The organism is Saccharothrix sp. ST-888 (assembly GCF_000955975.1).
Lineage (GTDB): Bacteria > Actinomycetota > Actinomycetes > Streptomycetales > Streptomycetaceae > Kitasatospora.
Genome location: NZ_JYJF01000039.1, coordinates 1 through 18,780, shown reverse-complemented (window position 1 = coordinate 18,780; position 18,780 = coordinate 1). Strand labels below are relative to the sequence as shown.

11 protein-coding genes and 1 tRNA gene are annotated in these 18,780 nt (G+C 71.9%); 9 read left to right on the top strand and 3 right to left on the bottom strand.

Going from position 1 to position 18,780, the window contains the following annotated elements; all coding sequences use genetic code 11:
• The first annotated feature begins 60 nt into the window (after window positions 1-60).
• Window positions 61-369, top strand: coding sequence for a hypothetical protein (locus UK12_RS14945; RefSeq protein ID WP_197084869.1), 309 nt, complete (start codon window positions 61-63; stop codon window positions 367-369).
• Window positions 370-427: 58 nt separating this feature from the next.
• Window positions 428-3,001: a DUF6185 family protein gene (locus tag UK12_RS14940; protein WP_045303442.1), complete on the top strand. Its 2,574-nt coding sequence runs from the start codon at window positions 428-430 to the stop codon at window positions 2,999-3,001.
• A gap of 69 nt (window positions 3,002-3,070) precedes the next feature.
• Here UK12_RS14940 and UK12_RS14935 read toward each other — a convergent pair whose 3' ends face one another.
• The 3 genes from UK12_RS14935 to UK12_RS14925 all read right to left on the bottom strand — a co-directional run bounded on the left by UK12_RS14935 (window position 3,071) and on the right by UK12_RS14925 (window position 7,359).
• A complete protein-coding gene (locus tag UK12_RS14935) occupies window positions 3,071-4,915 on the bottom strand; it encodes a peroxidase family protein (RefSeq protein ID WP_231591220.1) in 1,845 nt (614 codons plus the stop codon).
• Between the two features lie 84 nt (window positions 4,916-4,999).
• Entirely contained in the window at window positions 5,000-6,994 is a 1,995-nt protein-coding gene (locus tag UK12_RS14930) for a GMC family oxidoreductase (RefSeq protein WP_045303441.1), read from the bottom strand.
• Window positions 6,991-7,359 (bottom strand): hypothetical protein, encoded by a 369-nt coding sequence (locus tag UK12_RS14925; protein ID WP_045303440.1) that lies wholly within the window; start codon window positions 7,357-7,359, stop codon window positions 6,991-6,993. The genes UK12_RS14930 and UK12_RS14925 overlap by 4 nt, the downstream gene beginning before the upstream one ends.
• A gap of 400 nt (window positions 7,360-7,759) precedes the next feature.
• Here UK12_RS14925 and UK12_RS14920 point away from each other — a divergent pair, with 400 nt between their 5' ends.
• From UK12_RS14920 to UK12_RS14890, 7 genes are all read left to right on the top strand, one after another.
• A complete protein-coding gene (locus UK12_RS14920; RefSeq protein ID WP_197084868.1) occupies window positions 7,760-11,293 on the top strand; it encodes a patatin-like protein in 3,534 nt (1,177 codons plus the stop codon).
• A 284-nt stretch (window positions 11,294-11,577) separates the two neighbouring features.
• Window positions 11,578-12,750, top strand: a complete 1,173-nt coding sequence (locus UK12_RS14915) for a branched-chain amino acid ABC transporter substrate-binding protein (protein ID WP_045303438.1) — start codon at window positions 11,578-11,580, stop codon at window positions 12,748-12,750.
• 19 nt (window positions 12,751-12,769) lie between these two features.
• Window positions 12,770-13,690: a branched-chain amino acid ABC transporter permease gene (locus tag UK12_RS14910; protein WP_045303437.1), complete on the top strand. Its 921-nt coding sequence runs from the start codon at window positions 12,770-12,772 to the stop codon at window positions 13,688-13,690.
• A 187-nt stretch (window positions 13,691-13,877) separates the two neighbouring features.
• The gene (locus tag UK12_RS14905; RefSeq protein WP_045303436.1) at window positions 13,878-15,242 is read left to right on the top strand and encodes a branched-chain amino acid ABC transporter permease; all 1,365 of its coding nucleotides are present in this window, start codon (window positions 13,878-13,880) and stop codon (window positions 15,240-15,242) included.
• Entirely contained in the window at window positions 15,239-16,081 is an 843-nt protein-coding gene (locus tag UK12_RS44405) for an ABC transporter ATP-binding protein (protein ID WP_045303435.1), read from the top strand. The genes UK12_RS14905 and UK12_RS44405 overlap by 4 nt, the downstream gene beginning before the upstream one ends.
• A 116-nt stretch (window positions 16,082-16,197) precedes the next feature.
• Window positions 16,198-16,905 (top strand): ABC transporter ATP-binding protein, encoded by a 708-nt coding sequence (locus UK12_RS14895; RefSeq protein ID WP_197084873.1) that lies wholly within the window; start codon window positions 16,198-16,200, stop codon window positions 16,903-16,905.
• 198 nt (window positions 16,906-17,103) lie between these two features.
• Window positions 17,104-17,190, top strand: a tRNA-Leu gene (locus UK12_RS14890).
• The last annotated feature ends 1,590 nt before the right edge of the window (window positions 17,191-18,780 follow it).

The window sequence follows — 18,780 nt, the reverse complement described above, 5'->3', positions numbered from 1 at the left end:
GGGCAGGCACTCCCGCGGTTCGAGGAGGTCGAAGGGCTGGGTCCGCAGGATCGCAAGTTTGTGGACGATCTTGTGGCGGTGCTGGAGAAACACGGAAATCTCGACCGGTTCGGCCTGTGCCTGCTGCACCACCACTTCCCCGTCGCCGCCGACGAGATCCTGGTCGAGACCCACGACCTCGCGGCGCGCACACTGCACGTCCAGGTCGAGAAGGCGGCGACGACCGAGCACACCAGGCCCTCGCAGTGGCGGTTCGTCAAGACCGCCGGGGGTGACGGCGGTGAAGCGGCCGTCAGCCACGCCTACCAGGTGATCCTGCAGTGCAGTCCGGTCAGCGGGTGCCCGGGAAGCGCGAACGGCCGGCCTTGAAGGCTTCCCGCGCAACGAGGACGCCGCTCCTCCGGGCACCCCTGCCGGGGGCGGTGGCATGAGGCGGGACGCCCGGGCGCTGGTGCACCGGTGGCGGCGGTGCACCGCCCTCCTGCTGGTGGGCCTGGCCTGGTGGGCCCTGTGGCCCGGCCGGGCGGAGGCGGCGGCCGACGGCTGCCATGCGGAGCAACTGGTCACGGCCCGGACCGAGGCCGTCCTGCGACTCGTCAACCACGCCCAGACCGTGATCGAGGGCAAGGGGGACATGACGGTCCAGGTGCCCACCACCTGGGCGCTCGCCAACGACCTGATGCTGAGCGAGAGTTCCGATGCCTACCGGCTCGCGATGCGCTGCCTGCTGCGGGAGGAGCAGGGGAGTCCCCGGTTCCAGGACCTCCGGACGGACGAGTGGCGCCCGCACCGGCCGCAGGTGACCGCGGAGGATTCCTGGGTCAAGGTCCAGTACCAGACGGTCTTCTGGTTCGACCAGCGCGGCACCTTCACCGTCGGGCCGTGGGCGGTCGACATGCACGCCGAGCGGTGGAAGCTGTCCCTCACCCCGCCGACGGCACTGGCGGGCGCCCGCTGGGACCGGGTCCAGATCGACCTGGGCGGCCTGGACGCCTTCGAGGTGGCTCCCACCCCCACGGCCGTCGACAGCGAGAACCTGGTGTGGTCGGGGCTCGGGCAGCCCGGGGGCCCGAGCACCGCCGTGACGGTGCAGCTGGTGCCCCCGTGGCAGCGAGCCCTGGCGACGGCGAACACCAGCAGGGGGTGGCGCGTCGTCAACGCGGCCGGGCTGGCCGCCTGGTGGGCGGGCACCTCGGCGGTGATCGTGGTGGCCGCCGTCCGGGCCCGCCGCCAGCCGGCCGGCGCCGTGGCCACTCCGGTGGAGCGGAGCAGCAGCGGAGCCCTGCTCCGCTGGGGCCTGCTCAACGCCGTCGTCGGCGTGATGATCCTGCTGCTCTACCTGTTGATTCCGGACGCGGCCAAGGCGGTGGGCGAACCGGGTCCGTGGGGCGACGAGCGGCGCTGGCAGGTCCTGATCGGCGTCCTGACCGGCTGGGCCCTCACGGTCACCGCCCGCCCGAGGGCGTCGGTGCTGCTCGCGGCCTCGCTGACGGCGGTCGCCGGGACGCTGGTGGCCGTACTGCCCGGCCTGTTCGGGCTCCCCCCGACGCTCGTTCCCCAGCAGCCCCCGCCCGCCTCCGGCATCGCCGCTCTGGTGCTGCTGACCGCGGCGATGCTGTGGCTGTGGCTCACCGGTCTGGTGCTCTGGGTCCGGCTGATCGCGAGTGACGGCGGTCTGCTCCGGGAACCGGCGAACCCCTTGCGGCTGCGCGGGACCGGAGCGGCACTGGCCGCCCTCACCGTCCTGCTGCTCGGCTGGGCGCTCTGGGCCCGCGAGGGCTACTGGGAGCGCATCAGCTGGCTGACCGACCGCACCGCACCGGCGTACGGCTCGCTGCACCTTCTCGTCCTGAGCCAGCAAGCGGCCTCGCTGGCCGCCAGTGTCCCGGCGTGGTGCTTCTCCCACGCCTGGGTCCTGACGGGTGTCGCGATCGTGGCCCTACTGCGGGCCAGGGGCACCGGGCTGCCGGTGCCCTACGCGAACCCCGCCGAGCTGGACCGCCTCCTGCTGGCCGTGTTCTTCGCCGTTGTGGTGGCCTGGCGCGAGGGCTCGTACGCGGGCAGCCAGGTGCTGGCCAGCCTCTGGCTGGTGCTGGACATCGCCGCACTGTACGGCCTGCTGGCGGTGGGGCAGCGGTGGGCGGTGCTGAACCAGCACCTGGAGGGCTGCGCCGCCGCTCCGACGCTGGGTGAGGCGATCGCCGAGGCGGGCCACCGGGACCTCATCGAACGGGCCCGCCGCTACCGGGAGCTGACCACCGTGCTGCGCGGCCTGGACCAGGGGCACGGCGAGGGCGCCCTCGGCAGGCACGCGGTGGAGAAGGAACTGAACCGGCTGCACCGCTGGCGGCAGGTGGCCCAGGGTGCCGTGGCACGGCCGTGGCTGCCCAGCCAGGTCACGGTCGTGGACATCGCCCTGAGCTGGGGTCCGCACGCCAGGTGGTGGGACAACGCCCGCCGGGCCGCCCTGCTGGCGGCCGCGGTGGGCGTTCCCGGCAGCGTCATCCTGGTCTGGTCGGCCTACGCGCCGCAGGAGCAGTGGATGCTCACCCGCCAGAACCTCTTCGGAGTACCCGATCTGGTATGGAGGTTCGCGTCCTGGGAGCTCGTCTGGGCCGGCGCGGGTCTGGTCATGGGAGCGCTCTGGCGCCTGCTGCCCGGTCGCCGCGGCCCGGCACGCGCCCTGTGGCTGGTGGCCGCCTACAGCATGCTGATCGCCCTGGACATCATGGGCAACCTCATCACCGACCAGACGCTCGGCGCCGTGGCCCTGGCCATCTGCCTGATGCTCCTGGTGCTGACCCTCACCAGCCTCGCCATGGACGCGGACACCTTCCGCGCCGAACGGCGGTTCTGGCCCAGCCGGTTCGAGCTGCTGCTCTCGATCTACCAGCTGCGCGGGCTCTCCGTGCAGATCGCGTACGTGATGGCGCAGCTCGCCGTGGTGATCTCGATCTGGAAGTTCCTGGCCGGCCCCGATCTCCGGTCGATGAAGCCGTAGCGGGCGTCGCCACCCGCCCGGCCGGGACACCGGGCGGGCGGTGGCGGAGTGCGCGGGCCGGGGCCCGGTTCAGGCCCCGGTGCTCTGCCAGGGGGTGAACGCGTTGGTCACCGAGGACATCGCCGGGCGCAGGTCAGGGAAGTGACGCAGCAGCACGGAGGTCATGGTGTTGTTCGCGATCCAGTCCAGCCCGGTGCGGGTGTACACCTGGCTGCTGAAGTCCTTGGTGAGGAACCGGTCGCTGTTCAGACGGCGCGAGGCCATCAGGATGAAGATGCGGAAGGCGGTGTCGCTGAAGGCGAACCCCTTGGGCCGGCGCTCGGCGAACATCCCGACCATCAGGTCCACCCGCTCGATGTCGCCTTCGTAGACCCGGCTCAGCTCCCGGGCCCAGGCGGGGTCCGGGGTCAGCGACTCGAAGTCCTTGGCGGGCTTGAGGTGGAGCAGCCGCCGGAACTCGTTGTACCTGGGCACGCCCAGTTCGCGGATCCGCAGGATGTCGACGGCGCCCAGGTCGACGACCTTCCCGTCGGGCCGCTCGAACTTCTGGAGGAACTCGGGGTAGTTGTGCAGTGTCACCAGCCCCGGATGGGCCGTGCCGAACGAGTAGAAGAGATCGGTCAGCGAGTGCTTCGCCAGCAGCTCGTAGGCGTGCGGCCCGGACAGCTCCGGGAACTTCGCCTCCTGGAGCAGCGTGTCGTCGGCGGCGGAGCGGAAGGCCCACTCGTCCCGGATCAGCGGGTGCATCCGGTAGACCGCGGTGAACTCCTCGGTGAGCGCGTACGGGACGCCGAAGTGGTCCGTCGCACCGCCGACGATGCCGCTGAGCACCTCGCTGCGGCTGACCCGGCCCAGGAGCCGGCTCAGCCGCTCGCCGAGGACGCCGAACCAGTTGGCCCGCAGCGCGAGGACCGTGGTGGGGTGGCTGATGACCGCCGGGGTCCACTCGACCGTGTGGATCTTCGCGATGAGCGCGGCGTTGATCAACCGGGCCCGCTGGAAGAGCTGTTCGTCCGTCCACTGCGGGTACTCGTCGTGCAGCCGGTCGCAGATGGCGTTGTGCTCCAGGATGAACAGCCGGTGCATCATGGCCAGGCCGAGCCAGAAGCCCGGGGTGTTCGCCGGATCCTGCTCCGGGTCGCCGGAGGACATCGCGCCGTTGCCGGGCACCCGCAGCCTGCCGCCCTCGCCGGCGCGCAGCTGCCGCTGCTCCTGCGGGCCGTCGCCGTAGATCTGGGACGCGTCCCACCAGTGGGTCTTCTCGTTGATGAAGGTGGGCGGCAGGCCGTCGCCCGCCTGCCTGGTCGGGTCGGGGATCGTCCGCGGCACCAGCATCGGGCGATCCGGCCAGGGATCGTCGTCGACCAGCTCGATCCGCCAGGGATCGGTCATGACGCCCTGTCCGTGGCTGAACCAGTCGCGGATCATGAACTGCAGCCAGGCGGAGACCAGCGAGTTGACCGTCGTGGCCGGGACGAACGCGTGCCGGGTCAGCAGCGCGCGGCTCACCTCGCGGGGGCTCGGCGAGAGGATCTCCGGTTCGGGTTCGGGGTAGGTCCGGTCCGGCGGGACGTTGCGGCCGAAGCGCGAGTTGGCCATGCCCATCCGGGCACTGCCGAGGTCGTTGTAGGTGCCGTCGGCCGAGCGCTCGGTGGTGTCACGGGCCTGGCGCGGCTCGATCGGCGGCAGGTCGGTCGCCGGGAAGGACGTGGTGTCGAAGAGGTTCTTGCGGCGCAGCAGGTTCCGCAGGCCCAGCAGGGTCGCCAGGCCGAGCGGCGTGGGCAGCCTGTCCCAGCCGACCTTGTGGTCGACGGCCAGCGCCAGCCGCTCGTACGCCCGCATGAACGCGGGCGCCTCCTGGGAGGTCGATCCGGCCGGCGGCCGGCTGTTTCGGGGGGTGGGCTGGTCGGCCATGACGGCCTCCTCGTGTCGGGTGTGCGGGTGGTGCGGTTCAAGTCGGTGGCGCGGCCAGGTCGGTGGCGCCCGGTGGGGCAGGTGTCAGCCGGTACGGGCGGCCGTGGCCGGGCGGCGGCGGTTCGCGCGGGCAGCGCGTCCGGTCCCGGCCGCCTCACCGAGCAGCACGGCGCTCGCCTTCTCGGCGATCATGTAGACGGCCGTGACGATGAAGAATCCGGGAATCCGGGGGAAGACCGAGGCGTCGACGACCCGCAGGCCCTTCGTACCGATCACCCGGAAGCGGCTGTCGACCACGGCCAGCGGATCGTGCGCGGCTCCGATCCGGGCGGTACCGCAGGCGTGGTGCCCCCAGGCCCGGTCCCGGACGAACTCGCGCAGCTCCTCGGAGGTCTGCACGCCCTCCCCGGGCAGCGCCTCGCGCCTGACCACCGCTCCGGCCCGCCGCATCAGGTCGCGGGCCAGCTCGATGCCGTGCACCACCGCGTCGAGGTCCTCGCCGCGGCTGTCGGTGCCCTCCTCGAAGTACCGGAACGAGATCAGGGGCGTGTCGCGGGGGTCCGCGCTGCGCAGACCCACCCGGCCACCGGTGTTGCGGGTGTGGGCCTTGAGCACCGCCCAGGTGAAGTAGCGCCTGTTGCGGAACAGTTGGTCCGAGTAGCCGGGGTAGTAGCCCTGGAAGTAGGCGGGCAGGCCGAAGAGGAACAGGTCGGGCGACTCCAGCTGCGGCCGCGACCTGGCCGTCACCGCGAGCACCGCCCCGTTCGAGGTGTAGACCCCGCGGCCGCTCTCCCACTCGGTGAGGCAGCGGTCCGGTGGGGTTCCCGGCGCCGGGGGCGCGAAGGTGCAGTCCTCGATGAGGGTGAACGCCTCGTCCAGCTCCGAGACGACGCCGACCTCGTAGCGGTCCTGCAGGTTCGAGCCGACGCCGGGCAGGTCGAGCCGGACGGGCAGGCCGTGCCGCCGGAGTTCCGCGCGCGGCCCGATCCCGGAGAGCATCAGCAGCTGCGGGGTGTTGAAGGCGCCCCCCGACAGCACGACCTCGCGGCGGACCTTGACCCGGCGCAGCGGCGGCAGGGGATCGGCAGCGGCGCGCGGATCGGCCCGGTACGCGTGCGGTGCCGCCGCGTACTCGACCCCCACCGCGGCCAGGGACTCGTCGAGGAGCACCCGGGTGACCAGCGTGCCGGTGCGTACGGTGAGCCGGTCCGGATGCCGCCGCCGCACGTCCCGGATGCGGTCGCGGACACTGACGCGGTGTCCGCCGGAGGTGGCCAGCGGCACCAGCCACAGTCCGCCGGGGGCGCCGCCCGCCACCCGCCGGTCGTTGGGGTCGAAGTAGCTGTCCAGACCCTCGAAAGCCGTGAGCGGGCGCCCCAGCGTGGCGGTCAGCGCGGACTCCGCGGCGGCGGCGACGACCTTGAGCAGCCGGTGGTCGCGCAGGACCAGCCGAGGATCCGGGAGCGAGGTGGTCAGCCAGCCGTCGAAGCCGTGGCCACTGCGGTTGACGAACCTGGCGGAGACCAGCGGCAGGTGCTCCAGGACGGCGGCGAGCAGGCGGCTCCGCGGCAGGAGCCGCGGCCGGTGGACGTAGGTGCAGCGCTCCACCCGCTGGAACCAGCGTGCCATCCGCCTGCTGGCCCAGGACTTGTCGCCGGTCAGGGTGGCGATGCGGTCCCAGTCCGCCGGATGCGGGCAGACGGTGATCATCGCGTTGTGCGCGGTGCACCCGCCGAGGGTGCCGGCCCGGGGGTACCAGACCCCGTGGTGGCCGCTGACGTACTTGTCGTCGCGCCGCTGCCGGTCCTCGTCGTCCCAGTGCCGGACGTAGAAGTCCCAGCGCAGCTCCGGGTTCTCGGTCGCGTGGGTGTGGAAGGCCGGGACGGTGTAGTCGAGTCGCTCGTCCTCGCCGCCGGCCTCGAACAGCAGTACCCGGTACCCGGCCTCGGCCAGGTTCGCCGCCAACGGCCCGCCGCCCGCCCCCGATCCGACGACGACGTAGTCGAACTCCTCCTCCGCGTCGGGTGAGTCGGGCGCGGCGGAGGCGGACGGTTCGTGGGGCCGTGGCGCCGCGTTCACCGCGACGGCTCCCGGGCGAGGAAGGTCAGCGCGACGTTGACCGACGAGATGGCCGTGGCGATCACGGCCGCCCGGGGCGGCAGGTCACCGTTCTTCCCCGACCGGATCGCCGAGATCACGTCGCTCGCGTGAATGAGCGTCCCCAGGCGCAGCGAGCGGTTCAGTGCCGCGCCGTCCTTGACGAGCAGGAGCTCTGCGCCCAGCAGCACGGTGCGCACCCCGAAGAGCGGAAGCGTGTAACTCGTGCCGCTGTCACGGCCGGTGGCGATGCCGAGTCGTTGCGCCAGGGTGTTCGGGGCCAGCAGCGCCACGGCTCCGTTGACGAGGCGGATACCGGCAAGGCTGTATCGGGCGATCTCGTGCATGTCCACCACGTTCCCGGTCGGACGAATGTCGGAAGGTGATCTGGGCCGCGCGCCCGGTGGCTCTCCGGGCCGCGCTCCCGGCGGGTTCGGAGCCCAGGGCGGGTTCGGAGTCCATGGCGGGTTCGGAGCCCATGGCGGGGTGGTGAGGAAATCCCGCGAGCCGGAGGAAGGGACGCCTCCGCCGGAACGTCGGCGGACCGGCGCCCTGTCAACGTCATCATCGGCGGGGCCGGGATGCCACCGGAAAGAGCCGGAAGCGTGACTCGGACAGGTGGTCCGGCTTTCTGTTACTTCGCCAACGATCTCTTGTTGACATTTTGCGCTTGCCGTCGGTTGCGGATCACACTTCTTGCGGCAGATCCGATGCGCGAGGCGCACGTAGCCGGGTGGAGACCTTGTGGTGAACGCAGCGGACGAGTACGCAGATCCGGTGGGCGGCGCGGCGCCCGAATCCGACTTCGACCGTCAGGAAATCCGCCTCGCCGTCGTGCTGAACGGCGGTGTGAGCCTGGCCGTGTGGATGAGCGGCGTCACGCTGGAGCTGCACCGCCTGGCGACGGTGCGCCGCCGGACAAGGGCGGCCTACCTCCCGCTGCTCGACCTGCTGCAGGCCGAGGCCCGCGTGGACGTCATCGCCGGCACCTCGGCGGGCGGGATCAACGGCGCGTTTCTCGCGCTCGGTCTCGCGCGACCCCGGGAGCTCGCCGGCCTGCGGGACCTGTGGTGCCGGGACGGCAGCCTGGAGAAGCTGCTGCGCAGCCCGCTCCGGAAGAACCCGCCCTCGCTCCTGATGGGGGACGAGTACTTCCTGCCGAAGCTCCGCTCCGCGCTCAGGACGGTGCTCGACTCCCCGCCGCTCGGGGACGGCGGCGAAGCGGCCCGGGACGTGGCGGCGCACCCGGTCGAGCTCATCCTCACCGGCACCCTGTGGGAGGGCCGGACGACCTCGTTCACCGACGACATGGGCACCGGGATCACCGAGGTGGACCACGACGCGACCTTCAGGTTCGCCGCGCCCGCCGACGGCACGGACACCCTCGGGGACCTGACCGCCGACGAGGTCGTGGAGAAGCTGGCGGTCGCCTCCCGGTGCACCTCCTCGTTCCCGGGCGCCTTCGAACCGCACTGGGTCGCGGTGACGGCCTCCCCCGCCGCCGCCGGCGAGGGCCCGTGGCCGTCCACCGCGGGTGGCGCCAACTTCCGTCAGTCGCAGTACGTCCTCGACGGCGGGGTGCTGCTCAACAAGCCCATCCGCCCGGCGCTGGAGGCGGTGTACCGCCAGCCCGGCGGAGTGCAGGTGCGGCGGGTGCTCGCCTACGTCGTACCCGACCCGGCCGAGACGACGGCGTTGCCCGCCCAGGTTCCGACCGCCGAGGACCTCCCGCACGCCCGGGACGCCCTGCTCGGTGTGCTCACCCGGCTGCGGTCGACCGACTCGGTGTCGCGCGAGCTCACCGAGATCCGCACCCGCAACGAGGCGGTGCAGTTCCGGCGGCGGGCCAGGGACCGGCTCGCGGCCGCGATGACGGGCGGCGCCGAGGACCTGTCCGAGCGGGCGTGGAGTGGGTATGTCGACGTCCGCATCGACTACGCCGCCCGGACCATCGGCGGACTCGTCGCCGCGGGCCAGCCGGTGGGGGAGCACCGCTGGAGCCCGAGCGAGCTGGACGAGGTGCTGCGGGGGCTGATCCGGCAAATGCGGGGCCAGGACGGATCGTTCGTCCCCGCCGACCCGTTGGCCACCGCCCTGACCCGGACGGGCGGGGACTGGGACTGGGGGATGACGACCGTCGAGCGGCTGGCGGACATGGCCGTCGACGTCCTGCGGCGGGCCCTCCAGCTGTCGCCGATGGGCTCCCCGCAGCGTCGGGAGATCGTCGAGGCCCGCCGAGGCCTCGGCGCCACGCTGGAGGACATCCACCGGAACCGGCGCCTGATGGACCTGTACTGGGCGGGCGCGCCCGGGCGGGAGTACCCGAGGGCGGTGGACGGTGCGGTGGACGAGTGCTCCAGGATGCCGATGCGCGAGTCGGACCGGTTCGGCAAGGTGACGAACCGGGACATGCTCCAGAGGTGGCTCGGCCGGGTCGTCGACGGGTGGGTGGACAGCGCGCGCTCCGAGAACGAGGGAGCCGACCCCAGGCAGCGGCAGTACGAGCTGGCCGGGGCGGTGGCCGAGCAGGTGCGGACCTGCCGTCAGGCCATCGGTGCCGTGGTCAGGACCTCGCAGCTGGTCGAAGCCGAACGGGTGGAGAGCCAGTGGCTCGAAGCCCTCCACGACTACCTGTTCGGACCGGTGGAGGGGTCGGCGGACGACGGGCCGGTGGAGGGACCGGGCGCGGCTGGGGAGGCGCAGCTGTTGCAGCGGATGCTCCGGCTCGACGTCGTGCAGCTCGCCTTCTCCGGCGCGAGCCAGGACGTCGAGCAGGAGGTGGAGCTGGTCCAGTTCTCCTCGATGACACCGCAACTGCTGACCGGGAAGCAGCTGCACCACTTCGGTGCGTTCTACCGTCCGTCGTGGCGGGTCAACGACTGGCTGCACGGGCGGATGGACGGTTCGGCTCACATCGTCCGGATGCTGCTCTCGCCCGACCGGCTCCGGCAGTGCGGGACGGTTACGGCGGACGACGGGCCGAGCCCGGCCGACCGTGCCGCCGATCTGACCACGGACCGGACCGCCGACCGGACCGCCGACCGGGCCGCCGAGCGGATTGCGGAGCTCCGGCGGAGGCGGGTGGACGAGCTGCTCGGGCTCATCCGGGCCTGCGCGCTCGCCACCGGTCCGAAGGGCGACCGCGACCGCGGCTGGCTGGCGGAGCGTTGGGAGGCCGAGGACGCGGCGGAGTGCAGACGCTTCATCGAGAGCATCGTCACCGTCGTCCCACCGGATGCACCGGACGCACCGGGGCCGACCGGCGCACCGGCGCCGAGCGGAGCCGACCAGGCGGGCAGCCTGCCAGGACCGGACGGCGACGTGAACGAGACGGCCGGTGACGCGAACGGACTGGCCGGCCTGCACGCGTGCGTCCGGGCGGTCTGCCGGTCGGCCCAGACCGGCATCCTGCGGGAGGACCTCGACGCGCTGGCGGATTCGATCCGCGGCGAGGGCGACAGCGACCGCACCCGCGACGGCAGGATCTGGCTGGAGCTCTACGACGCCAAGCGGAACGCCGCCGGGGGCACGCTCAGGACGGAGGACCTCTGGCAGCTGTGGTGGGAGGCCGAGCGGATCGGCGGTGAGCGGATTCCGGACGACGCGGGCAGCGACACCTTCGCCCGCACGGTCGCCCACGCGGCGGCGGCCGCCGCGAACACCGCGACCTCGCAGAAGCTCCTGCGTCCTCGCGCGGGCCGCCCCGGTCTGCCGCGGTTCAGACCGGTCGGCATCATCCTCGCCGCCTTCCGGGGCTACACCCTGATGGTGTGGGGGATGGTCGTCTTCCTCACCCGCCGGAGCCGGTTCGGCACCCGTGCCGTGGAACTCGCCCTCGCCGCGGGCGGGGTGCTCCTCGCCTGTGCGGTCCTGGTGCCCGCACTGCCGATGGCGTTCACGCTGGCAGGGGTCCTGCTGCTGCTCGCCGGGGCGTCCACGGCGGCCCTGTGGACGCCGGGAGCCCGCACCGTCGGACGGCGCCTCCTGGCCCTCGCCGTACCGGTCGCCGCCGGGATGGGCTACGTGGTCTGGGAGTGGGTGCACCGCTCGCCCAAGGACGCGGAGAGTGCGCTGATCAGGATCGGGGTCGGCCTGCTCGTCGTACTGGCGGGGTGGTGGGTGGCCCGATCCCAGCGGGAGCCCCGGCCGGACTCCACAGCAGGGCGGCTGGGCGGAGCCGAACAGCCGCGGCCGGCGGTGGCGGTAGCGAGTGCCGCCGGGGCGAAGGACGGCGGTTCGGCCGACGGGAGTTCGGAGGAGGACCGGGAGGCCGCTGCGTAGCCTGCGGGAACCCCCGGACGTCCGGACACCGAGGTGACATAGCGCCAACTCGGTTCTGCCGTCCGCTCTTCGACTCTGGCTAGAGTCACGGCCGCTGCAGAAGGCTGCAGTTGGCGCAGAGACCGCTGCCGTCCGGTCCTCCGGCGCACTCGGCACGCGTCCGGCTCACCGGAGTCGGCCCGCCGGAGCCCACCGCGTGACCGTGGGACCGAGCGGCGCGGGACCGCGCGAGATCGGACCGCTGCGCCGTAGTACCGCCAGAACCGTTCAACCAGGGGGAAGTTGTGCTGCACAGAAGACTTCTGCGGACCGCCGCGCCGCTGATCGTCGGCGCGCTGGCGCTGAGCGCCTGTTCGAAGAGCGACGACGACGCGGGCTCGGACGGCGGCAAGAAGGTCTACCGGATCGCCTACCAGGGGCCGCTGACCGGGGAGAGCTCGGCGCTCGGCGTCCACATGGAGAACGGCGTCAAACTCGCGATCAAGCAGGCCAACGCACGTGGGGACCTGCCGTTCACGCTCTCGTACGCGGCCGGTGACGATGCCGGCAGTGCGGACCAGTCGCCCGCTGCCGCACAGAAGATCATCGACGACGACAAGGTGATCGCGACCATCGGCCCGGCCTTCTCCGCCCCGACCAAGGCGGCCGGCGAGCTCTACTCGCAGGCCGGCCTGGTGGCGCTGACCCCTTCGGCCAGCAGCCCCGCACTGACCACCCTGGGCTTCACCTCCTTCCTGCGCGGCATCCCCAACGACGACGCCCAGGGCGGCGGGATGGCGGCCTACCTCGCGCGGAAGGTCAAGGCGAGGAAGGTCTTCCTGGTCGACGACAAGACCGAGTACGGCGTCGGTCTGGCGGGTGTCGCCGAGGCGGACCTGAAGAAGGCCGGAGTGCAGGTGGTGCACGAGAGCGTCCCGCAGAAGACCCCGGACTACACCGCGGTGGCCACCGCCGCCAGGAACTCCGGTGCCGACGGCCTGATCTACGCCGGTTTCTACGCCGACGCCGCGCCGTTCGCCAAGAAGCTCAAGGAGGCGGGCTTCGACAAGCCGAAGATCGCCAGCGACGGCACCAACGACCGGAAGTTCATCGACCTGGCCGGCGACGCGTCCGAGGGCTGGCTGCTGACCTGCCCGTGCGTGGACGCCACCGTGGAGCCGGGGATCAAGAAGTTCACCGAGGACTACCGGGCCGAGTTCAAGGTGGACCCGGGTACCTACTCGGCGGAGGCCTTCGACGTCACCAACCTGGTGATCGAGCAGCTGCGGACGCTGGGCACCGACGCCACCAGGGAGGCCCTGCTCGACAAGGTCAGGCACGCCGACTACAAGGGCCTGACCAAGCGCTTCCGCTTCGACGACAAGGGCGAGTTCCCGGACCGGACCGCGTTCCTGTACCGGGTCGAGAGCGGCAGGATCGCCTACCAGGGCAACATCCTGACGCTGGCCGCGAGCTGAGCCGGGGGAGAGTGACACGATGTCCCCCCACGAGTTCTGGGACTACCTGGTCCCCGGGGTCGCCCTGGGCGCCCTGTACGCCGTGATCGCGATCGGCTACACCCTGGTCTACGGCGTGCTGCAGCTGATCAACTTCGCCCACAGCGAGGTGTTCATGCTGGGCGGCTTCGGCAGCCTGATCGTCCTGACCTCGCTCACCCCCGCGCACCCCTCCGCGCCGATTTCCGTCCTGCTGGTGCTGGTCGGGCTCGTGGTGTCCGCGCTCTGCGGCGGCGCCACCGCGTACGGCCTGGAGAAGGTCGCCTACCGGCCGCTGCGGCGGCGCGGCGCTCCGAAGCTGGTCTTCCTGATCAGCGCGATCGGCGCCTCCTTCTTCCTCTACAACCTGGCGGGCAAGCTCTTCGGGCGCGACCCGCTGCCGATGCCGCACCTGTACGACAACAACGTCGTCCTCACGGTCTTCGGCGCACGTGTGACGATCACCCAACTCCTGCTGCTGGTCTGCGCGCTGCTCATGATGGTCGGGCTCGACCTGCTGGTGAACCGGACCAGGCTGGGCGCGGGCATCCGGGCGCTGGCCCAGGACCCCGAGACGGCGAGCCTGATGGGCGTGGACACCGACCGGGTGATCTCGCGGACCTTCGTGATCGGCGGCCTGCTGGGCGGCGTCGCCGGATTCCTGTTCGGCCTCAACACCCAGGTCTCCTTCACCATGGGCTTCAACCCCGGTATCACCGCCTTCGCCGCCGCCGTCCTCGGCGGAGTCGGCAACATCCGCGGTGCGATGCTCGGCGGCCTGCTGCTCGGCCTGGTGGAGAGCTTCAACGTGCCGCTGTTCGGCGAGGAGTGGCGCTATGTCGCCGCGTTCGTCGTCCTGGTCGGGGTGCTGATGTTCCGTCCGGCCGGCATCCTCGGCGTGAAGATCGGGAGGGCGGCATGAGCGGGTGCGGCACCGGAACACCCGTTCCCGTCCCTTCGGCCGGGTGGCGCCCTCGGGCCGCCGGCCGGGCGGAAGCCGTCGGGCGGCGCACGTTCCACGGAGCGGCCGACGGGCGGGGCATGGTCCACGAAAGGGTCGACGAGCGGCGGGGACACCCCCTGCCGGAGGCCGGCGGAGAGGAGGGCGCATGAGCGCCGTGATCGAGCAACGGACCGAGCGTCCGGCGAAGGCCGTATCCGCCGTGGTGGTGGCCGGGCTGCGCCGCGAGCGCTGGTACCGGCAGCCCCGCCTGCGGCGCCTCGGCGCACTGCTGGCGGCGGGCCTCCTGCTCGCGGTGATGACCGGCGAGCAGGGCAACGGAAAGGACCTGCTGTACTCGCTGCGCGGCACCCTCGCCTCCGGCCGGCTCTGGGTCTGCCTCGGCCTCGGTGTGGTGGCCTGGGTACTCGCCGAGACCGGTGCGCCCCTGCGGGCCGCCGCCGTACGGCTGTTGGCCCCCGTGACCGCGCCGATCGCCCGCGGCGGGGAGCTCGCCGTCCGGCGGCGCGGCGTGCGGGTCACCGCCGCCCTGGTGGGACTGGCCCTCGCGGTGTTCGTACCGCTGGCGCTCAGCCGGGCCACCAACCAGGTGCTGGTGGACTGGGTCGGCATCTACATCCTGCTGGCGCTCGGCCTCAACGTGGTGATCGGCTGGGCCGGGCTGCTGGACCTCGGCTTCGTCGCCTTCTTCGCCATCGGCGGGTACAGCGCGGCCTTCTGGACCGGCCACCTGCCGGTGAAGCCGCCCTTCGAGCTCAACCCCTTCCTGGTGATCCCGGTGGCGATGGCCACCTGCCTGATCGCCGGAGTGCTGCTCGGCGGGCCGACGCTGCGACTGCGCGGCGACTACCTGGCCATCGTCACCCTCGGCTTCCACGAGATCATCTACCTGGTCGCCAAGAACTCCGACGGACTCACCAACGGCTCGCTCGGCGTCTTCGGCATCCCGCACTTCTCGGTCGGCCTCGGCCCGGTGCAGTACCGGTGGAAGCTGGACCCGCTGGACTACTGGTGGCTGCTGCTCGGCCTGATCGTGCTCGCCGTACTCGTCCTGCGCCGCCTCGAACACTCCAAGGTCGGCCGCACCTGGGCGGCGATCCGCGAGGACGAGGTGGCCGCCGCCGCGCACGGCGTGGACACCGTGAAGTACAAGCTGATGGCCTTCGCCATCGGCGCCTCCACCTCCGGCGCCGCCGGTGTCGTCTACGCGAGCAAGGTCGGCTTCATCAACCCGGAGAACTTCCCGCTGCTGTACTCCGTGCTGGTGCTCGCCTACGTCATCTTCGGCGGGATGGGCTCGATTCCCGGGGTGCTGCTCGGCGCCGGGCTGCTCGCCTGGCTGCCGCACGCGCTCAAGGACGTGGTGGACCAGAAGGACCGCTTCATGTACATGGGCGCGCTGCTGGTGGTCATGATGATCTACCGGCCGCAGGGGCTGCTGCCGGCCCGGCGCCGCAGGCGCGGTGAGCCGACACCGGCGCGGTCTTCGGTGCAGACAGGGGACGCACAGTGACTACCACCACCACGGCAACCGGTACGGACGAGGTGGTGCTGGAGGCCAGCCGGGTCACCCTGCGCTTCGGCGGGCTCACCTCGCTCTCCGAGGTGAGCCTGCGGATGCGGCGCGGCGAGGTCCTGGCCGTGATCGGGCCCAACGGCGCGGGCAAGACCTCGCTGTTCAACTCGCTCACCGGCTTCTACCACCCGCAGGAGGGCCGGGTCACCCTGCGCGACGAGTCGGGCGCGACCCACGAACTGATCGGCCGCAAGCCGCACTCGGTGAACCGGCTGGGCGTCGCCCGGACCTTCCAGAACATCCGCCTCTTCGGTGCGCTCACCGCCCTGGAGAACGTCAAGGTCGCGGCCGAGACCCGCGAGCGCAGCGGGCCGCTCGGCATCGCCCTCGGCCTGCCGCACACCCGCCGGGCCGACCGGGCCAGCGGCGAACGGGCCGAGCAGCTCCTGGAGTTCGTCGGCCTGGCCGCCCGCCGGTACGAGCGCGCCGGATCGCTCTCCTACGGCGACCAGCGCCGCCTGGAGATCGCCCGTGCCCTCGCGACCGGCCCCCGCGTCCTGCTGCTGGACGAACCCGCCGCGGGCACCAACCCGACCGAGAAGCTCGAACTCACCGCGCTGATCCGCCGGATCAACCGCGAACTCGGCGTCGGCGTGCTGCTCATCGAGCACGACATGCGCCTGGTGATGTCGGTCGCCGACCGGGTCGCGGTGCTCAACTTCGGCCGGGTGATCGCCGAGGGCACCCCGGCCGAGATCCAGCGGGATCCGGCGGTGGTCGAGGCATACCTGGGCGCGGAGGCGGCCCAACCGGACCCGGAGGAGGTCGAGCGGTGACCAGTACGACAGCCGGTGTGGCGACTGAGGTAAGGGCCGGTGTGGCGACTGAGGTAAGGGCCGGTGTGACGGCCGAGGTGAGGGCCGGTGCTGCGGTCGGCGCCACCGTCCCCGCCTTGCTGGAACTGGCCGGGCTGCGGGTCGACCACGGTGCGATCACCGCGCTGAAGGGCATCGATCTGACGGTACGTCAGGGCGAGGTGGTCGCACTGCTCGGCGCCAACGGCGCCGGCAAGACCACGGCCCTGCGCACCATCTCCGGACTGCTGCGCCCGGCCGCCGGCGAGGTGCGCTTCGGCGGCGAGCGGATCGACGGCGTACCGGCGCACCACGTGGTCGGCCTCGGCATCGGCCACTCGCCGGAGGGCCGCCGGGTCTTCGCCGACATGTCGGTGCTGGAGAACCTGCAGATGGGCGCCTACCGCTTCGGCAGGGCGGCCCCCGAGGACCTGGACCGAGTCTTCGGCCTGTTCCCCCGGCTCGCCGAGCGCCGCCGCCAGATCGCCGGGACGCTCTCCGGCGGTGAGCAGCAGATGCTCGCGATCGGCCGCGCCCTGATGGGCCGTCCGGAACTCCTGCTGCTGGACGAGCCCTCGATGGGCCTGGCGCCCATCATCGTCGCCCAGCTCTTCGACATCATCGGGGAGATCAACGCGCAGGGCACCACCGTCCTGCTGGTCGAGCAGAACGCCGCCCAGGCCCTCAGGCTGGCCGACCGCGGCTACGTCCTGGAGACCGGTGAGATCCGGATGTCCGGCCCGGCCGCCGAACTCCTCCACGACCCCCGCATCCGCGAGGCCTACCTGGGCGAGAGTGCGGCCTGAACCCCGATCGCCCCGTCCGCCCGCTCCTCCGGGTGCGCGCCCGCAGAGCCGGGTCGCGCCCCCGGCGGCGGACGGAGGGAAGGACTCTTCCGTCCTGGTGAACGCGGCGGAGCCCCGGTTGAAGCCGGCGAGGGCGGCGGACTGCGGGGGCGGTGCGGAGTGGTCCGAAGATCGGCTAGTATCTACGACATCACCGATGCGCGGGTGGCGGAATAGGCAGACGCGCTGGATTCAGGTTCCAGTGCCCGCAAGGGCGTGGGGGTTCAACTCCCCCCTCGCGCACCAGCAAAGACCCCTGTTTACAGGGGTCTTTCTGTTTTCTCGGCCACGGTTCAGCAGTCACGTGACCCACCGCGTGACCCACCGGCCGCCGGACTTGCCCTTGGACCAGGGCAGACAGGCCGAGTCGGCCCGCTCCGGAGGCAGCCGGTCGCCGCGCTCCGTCCTCACGTGACATCGCGAAGCGGGCTGAGCCGTACCAGCTGGAGCCGGAAGATCGCCTGCGGTGGCGGATCCGAATCGCGAGCGGCCGGCGTGCTGGAGGGTGCTCGGCCGGTGAGCGCCCGTGGTGGCCTCGTCATGGGACCGAGGACACTTATTGATCAGACTTCGGACAGCAGTGCTCCCACGCCCGAGGGCTGAGGCTACAGCTTGCTGCAGGGTGAGCTCTAGGATGGCGTCCCGCGTGATGGTGGGGGTGATCACGGTGCCGTTCAACCGCCGCGTGCGGGACGGCAAGGGCGTCGGCATCCGGTCCCGGCGCGGGCTACAGGTCCGGAGGGCCTCCGCTGTCGAGTACGACATGGCTCTCTCCTCTCACAGTCGGAAGGCCCCCGACCGGCCGTCAGCAGCACACGGCCGGTCGGGGGCGGCCTCAGGAGTGCTGTTCCCGTACCGACCTGCCACCGCAGGTACGGCCCGAGCAGGGCCCGCTGTGGCGCCCGCGCGGTCCCATTCGGCAGGTCCTGGAGGGGAGTTGAGAGCTGGCCGTCAGGCCGTGATCGCGTAGCCCTCGACGTGGTACACGGGCGCGGTCGGGTCGGCGAGGCGGTTGAGGCGGCCTTGATGCGGCGGGTCTGGTCGGGCTCGCACCGGTGGGGGACGTCGTCCGGGTGGACCCACGCGATTTCGCTGATCTCTCCGCGTTCGCCGGCACGAGCAGGGCTCGCGGGAGTGTGGTCGCGTGCCGGGCGTTCATGCGGATCTTGCCGAGGATGCGCCGGTGCCTGTCAGGAGGGGGCGGCGACTGCCACTCTCGGGCCCGCTCGGCAGGGGGGCTGACGGGCTGTTACCGCCTCCGGCGGCCTGCTGGACTCGGTGCAGGTCGTCCAGGCCCCGGGCGCCTCGCGCCCTCGACCGTACGGACCTGGTGGACCTGGCCGACCGCCGTGCATGGCGGGGCATGGCCTGTGGGCGCAGGCGTCGGCAGGCCGGGATCCCCCCCCGGAGGCGCCGCATCCATGATGGCGACTCAGCTCATCGCATCGGCAGATCCAGGCGTCCTGGGGCCGAAGGCGTGAGCAGGTGTCAGGTTCAACCAGGTGGATCAATGGCTCCGTCAACTTCCTTATTTTTCCTATGATCTGACATTTCGTCTGTCGTCCCTAAGCCTTGCACCGGTACCCCGTTCGGCCCCCCAGCGCCGGACCTTCGACATGCCCGATATGACAGCCGTCGGTACGTTCAAATCACGTCGACGACCCAGTCGATCGCTCATAAATCAGGAGAGGTTCCATGAAGATCACCCGCGCCACCGCCATCACCGCGGCCGCCGGAACCGCCGCGGTCCTGGCCGCGACCGGCCTCACCTTCGCCTCGGCCGCGTCCCAGCCGGTGACTCAGGCAGCCCCGGTCGTCCAGCAGGCGGCCGCTCCC

Excerpts from the sequence above, each read along its gene's own strand:
- UK12_RS14935 (WP_231591220.1), bottom strand. The coding sequence starts at position 4,915 with ATGGCCGACCAGCCCACCCCCCGAAACAGCCGGCCGCCGGCCGGATCG.
- UK12_RS14925 (WP_045303440.1), bottom strand. The coding sequence starts at position 7,359 with ATGCACGAGATCGCCCGATACAGCCTTGCCGGTATCCGCCTCGTCAAC.
- UK12_RS14905 (WP_045303436.1), top strand. The coding sequence starts at position 13,878 with ATGAGCGCCGTGATCGAGCAACGGACCGAGCGTCCGGCGAAGGCCGTA.
- UK12_RS14910 (WP_045303437.1), top strand. The coding sequence starts at position 12,770 with ATGTCCCCCCACGAGTTCTGGGACTACCTGGTCCCCGGGGTCGCCCTG.
- UK12_RS14940 (WP_045303442.1), top strand. The coding sequence starts at position 428 with ATGAGGCGGGACGCCCGGGCGCTGGTGCACCGGTGGCGGCGGTGCACC.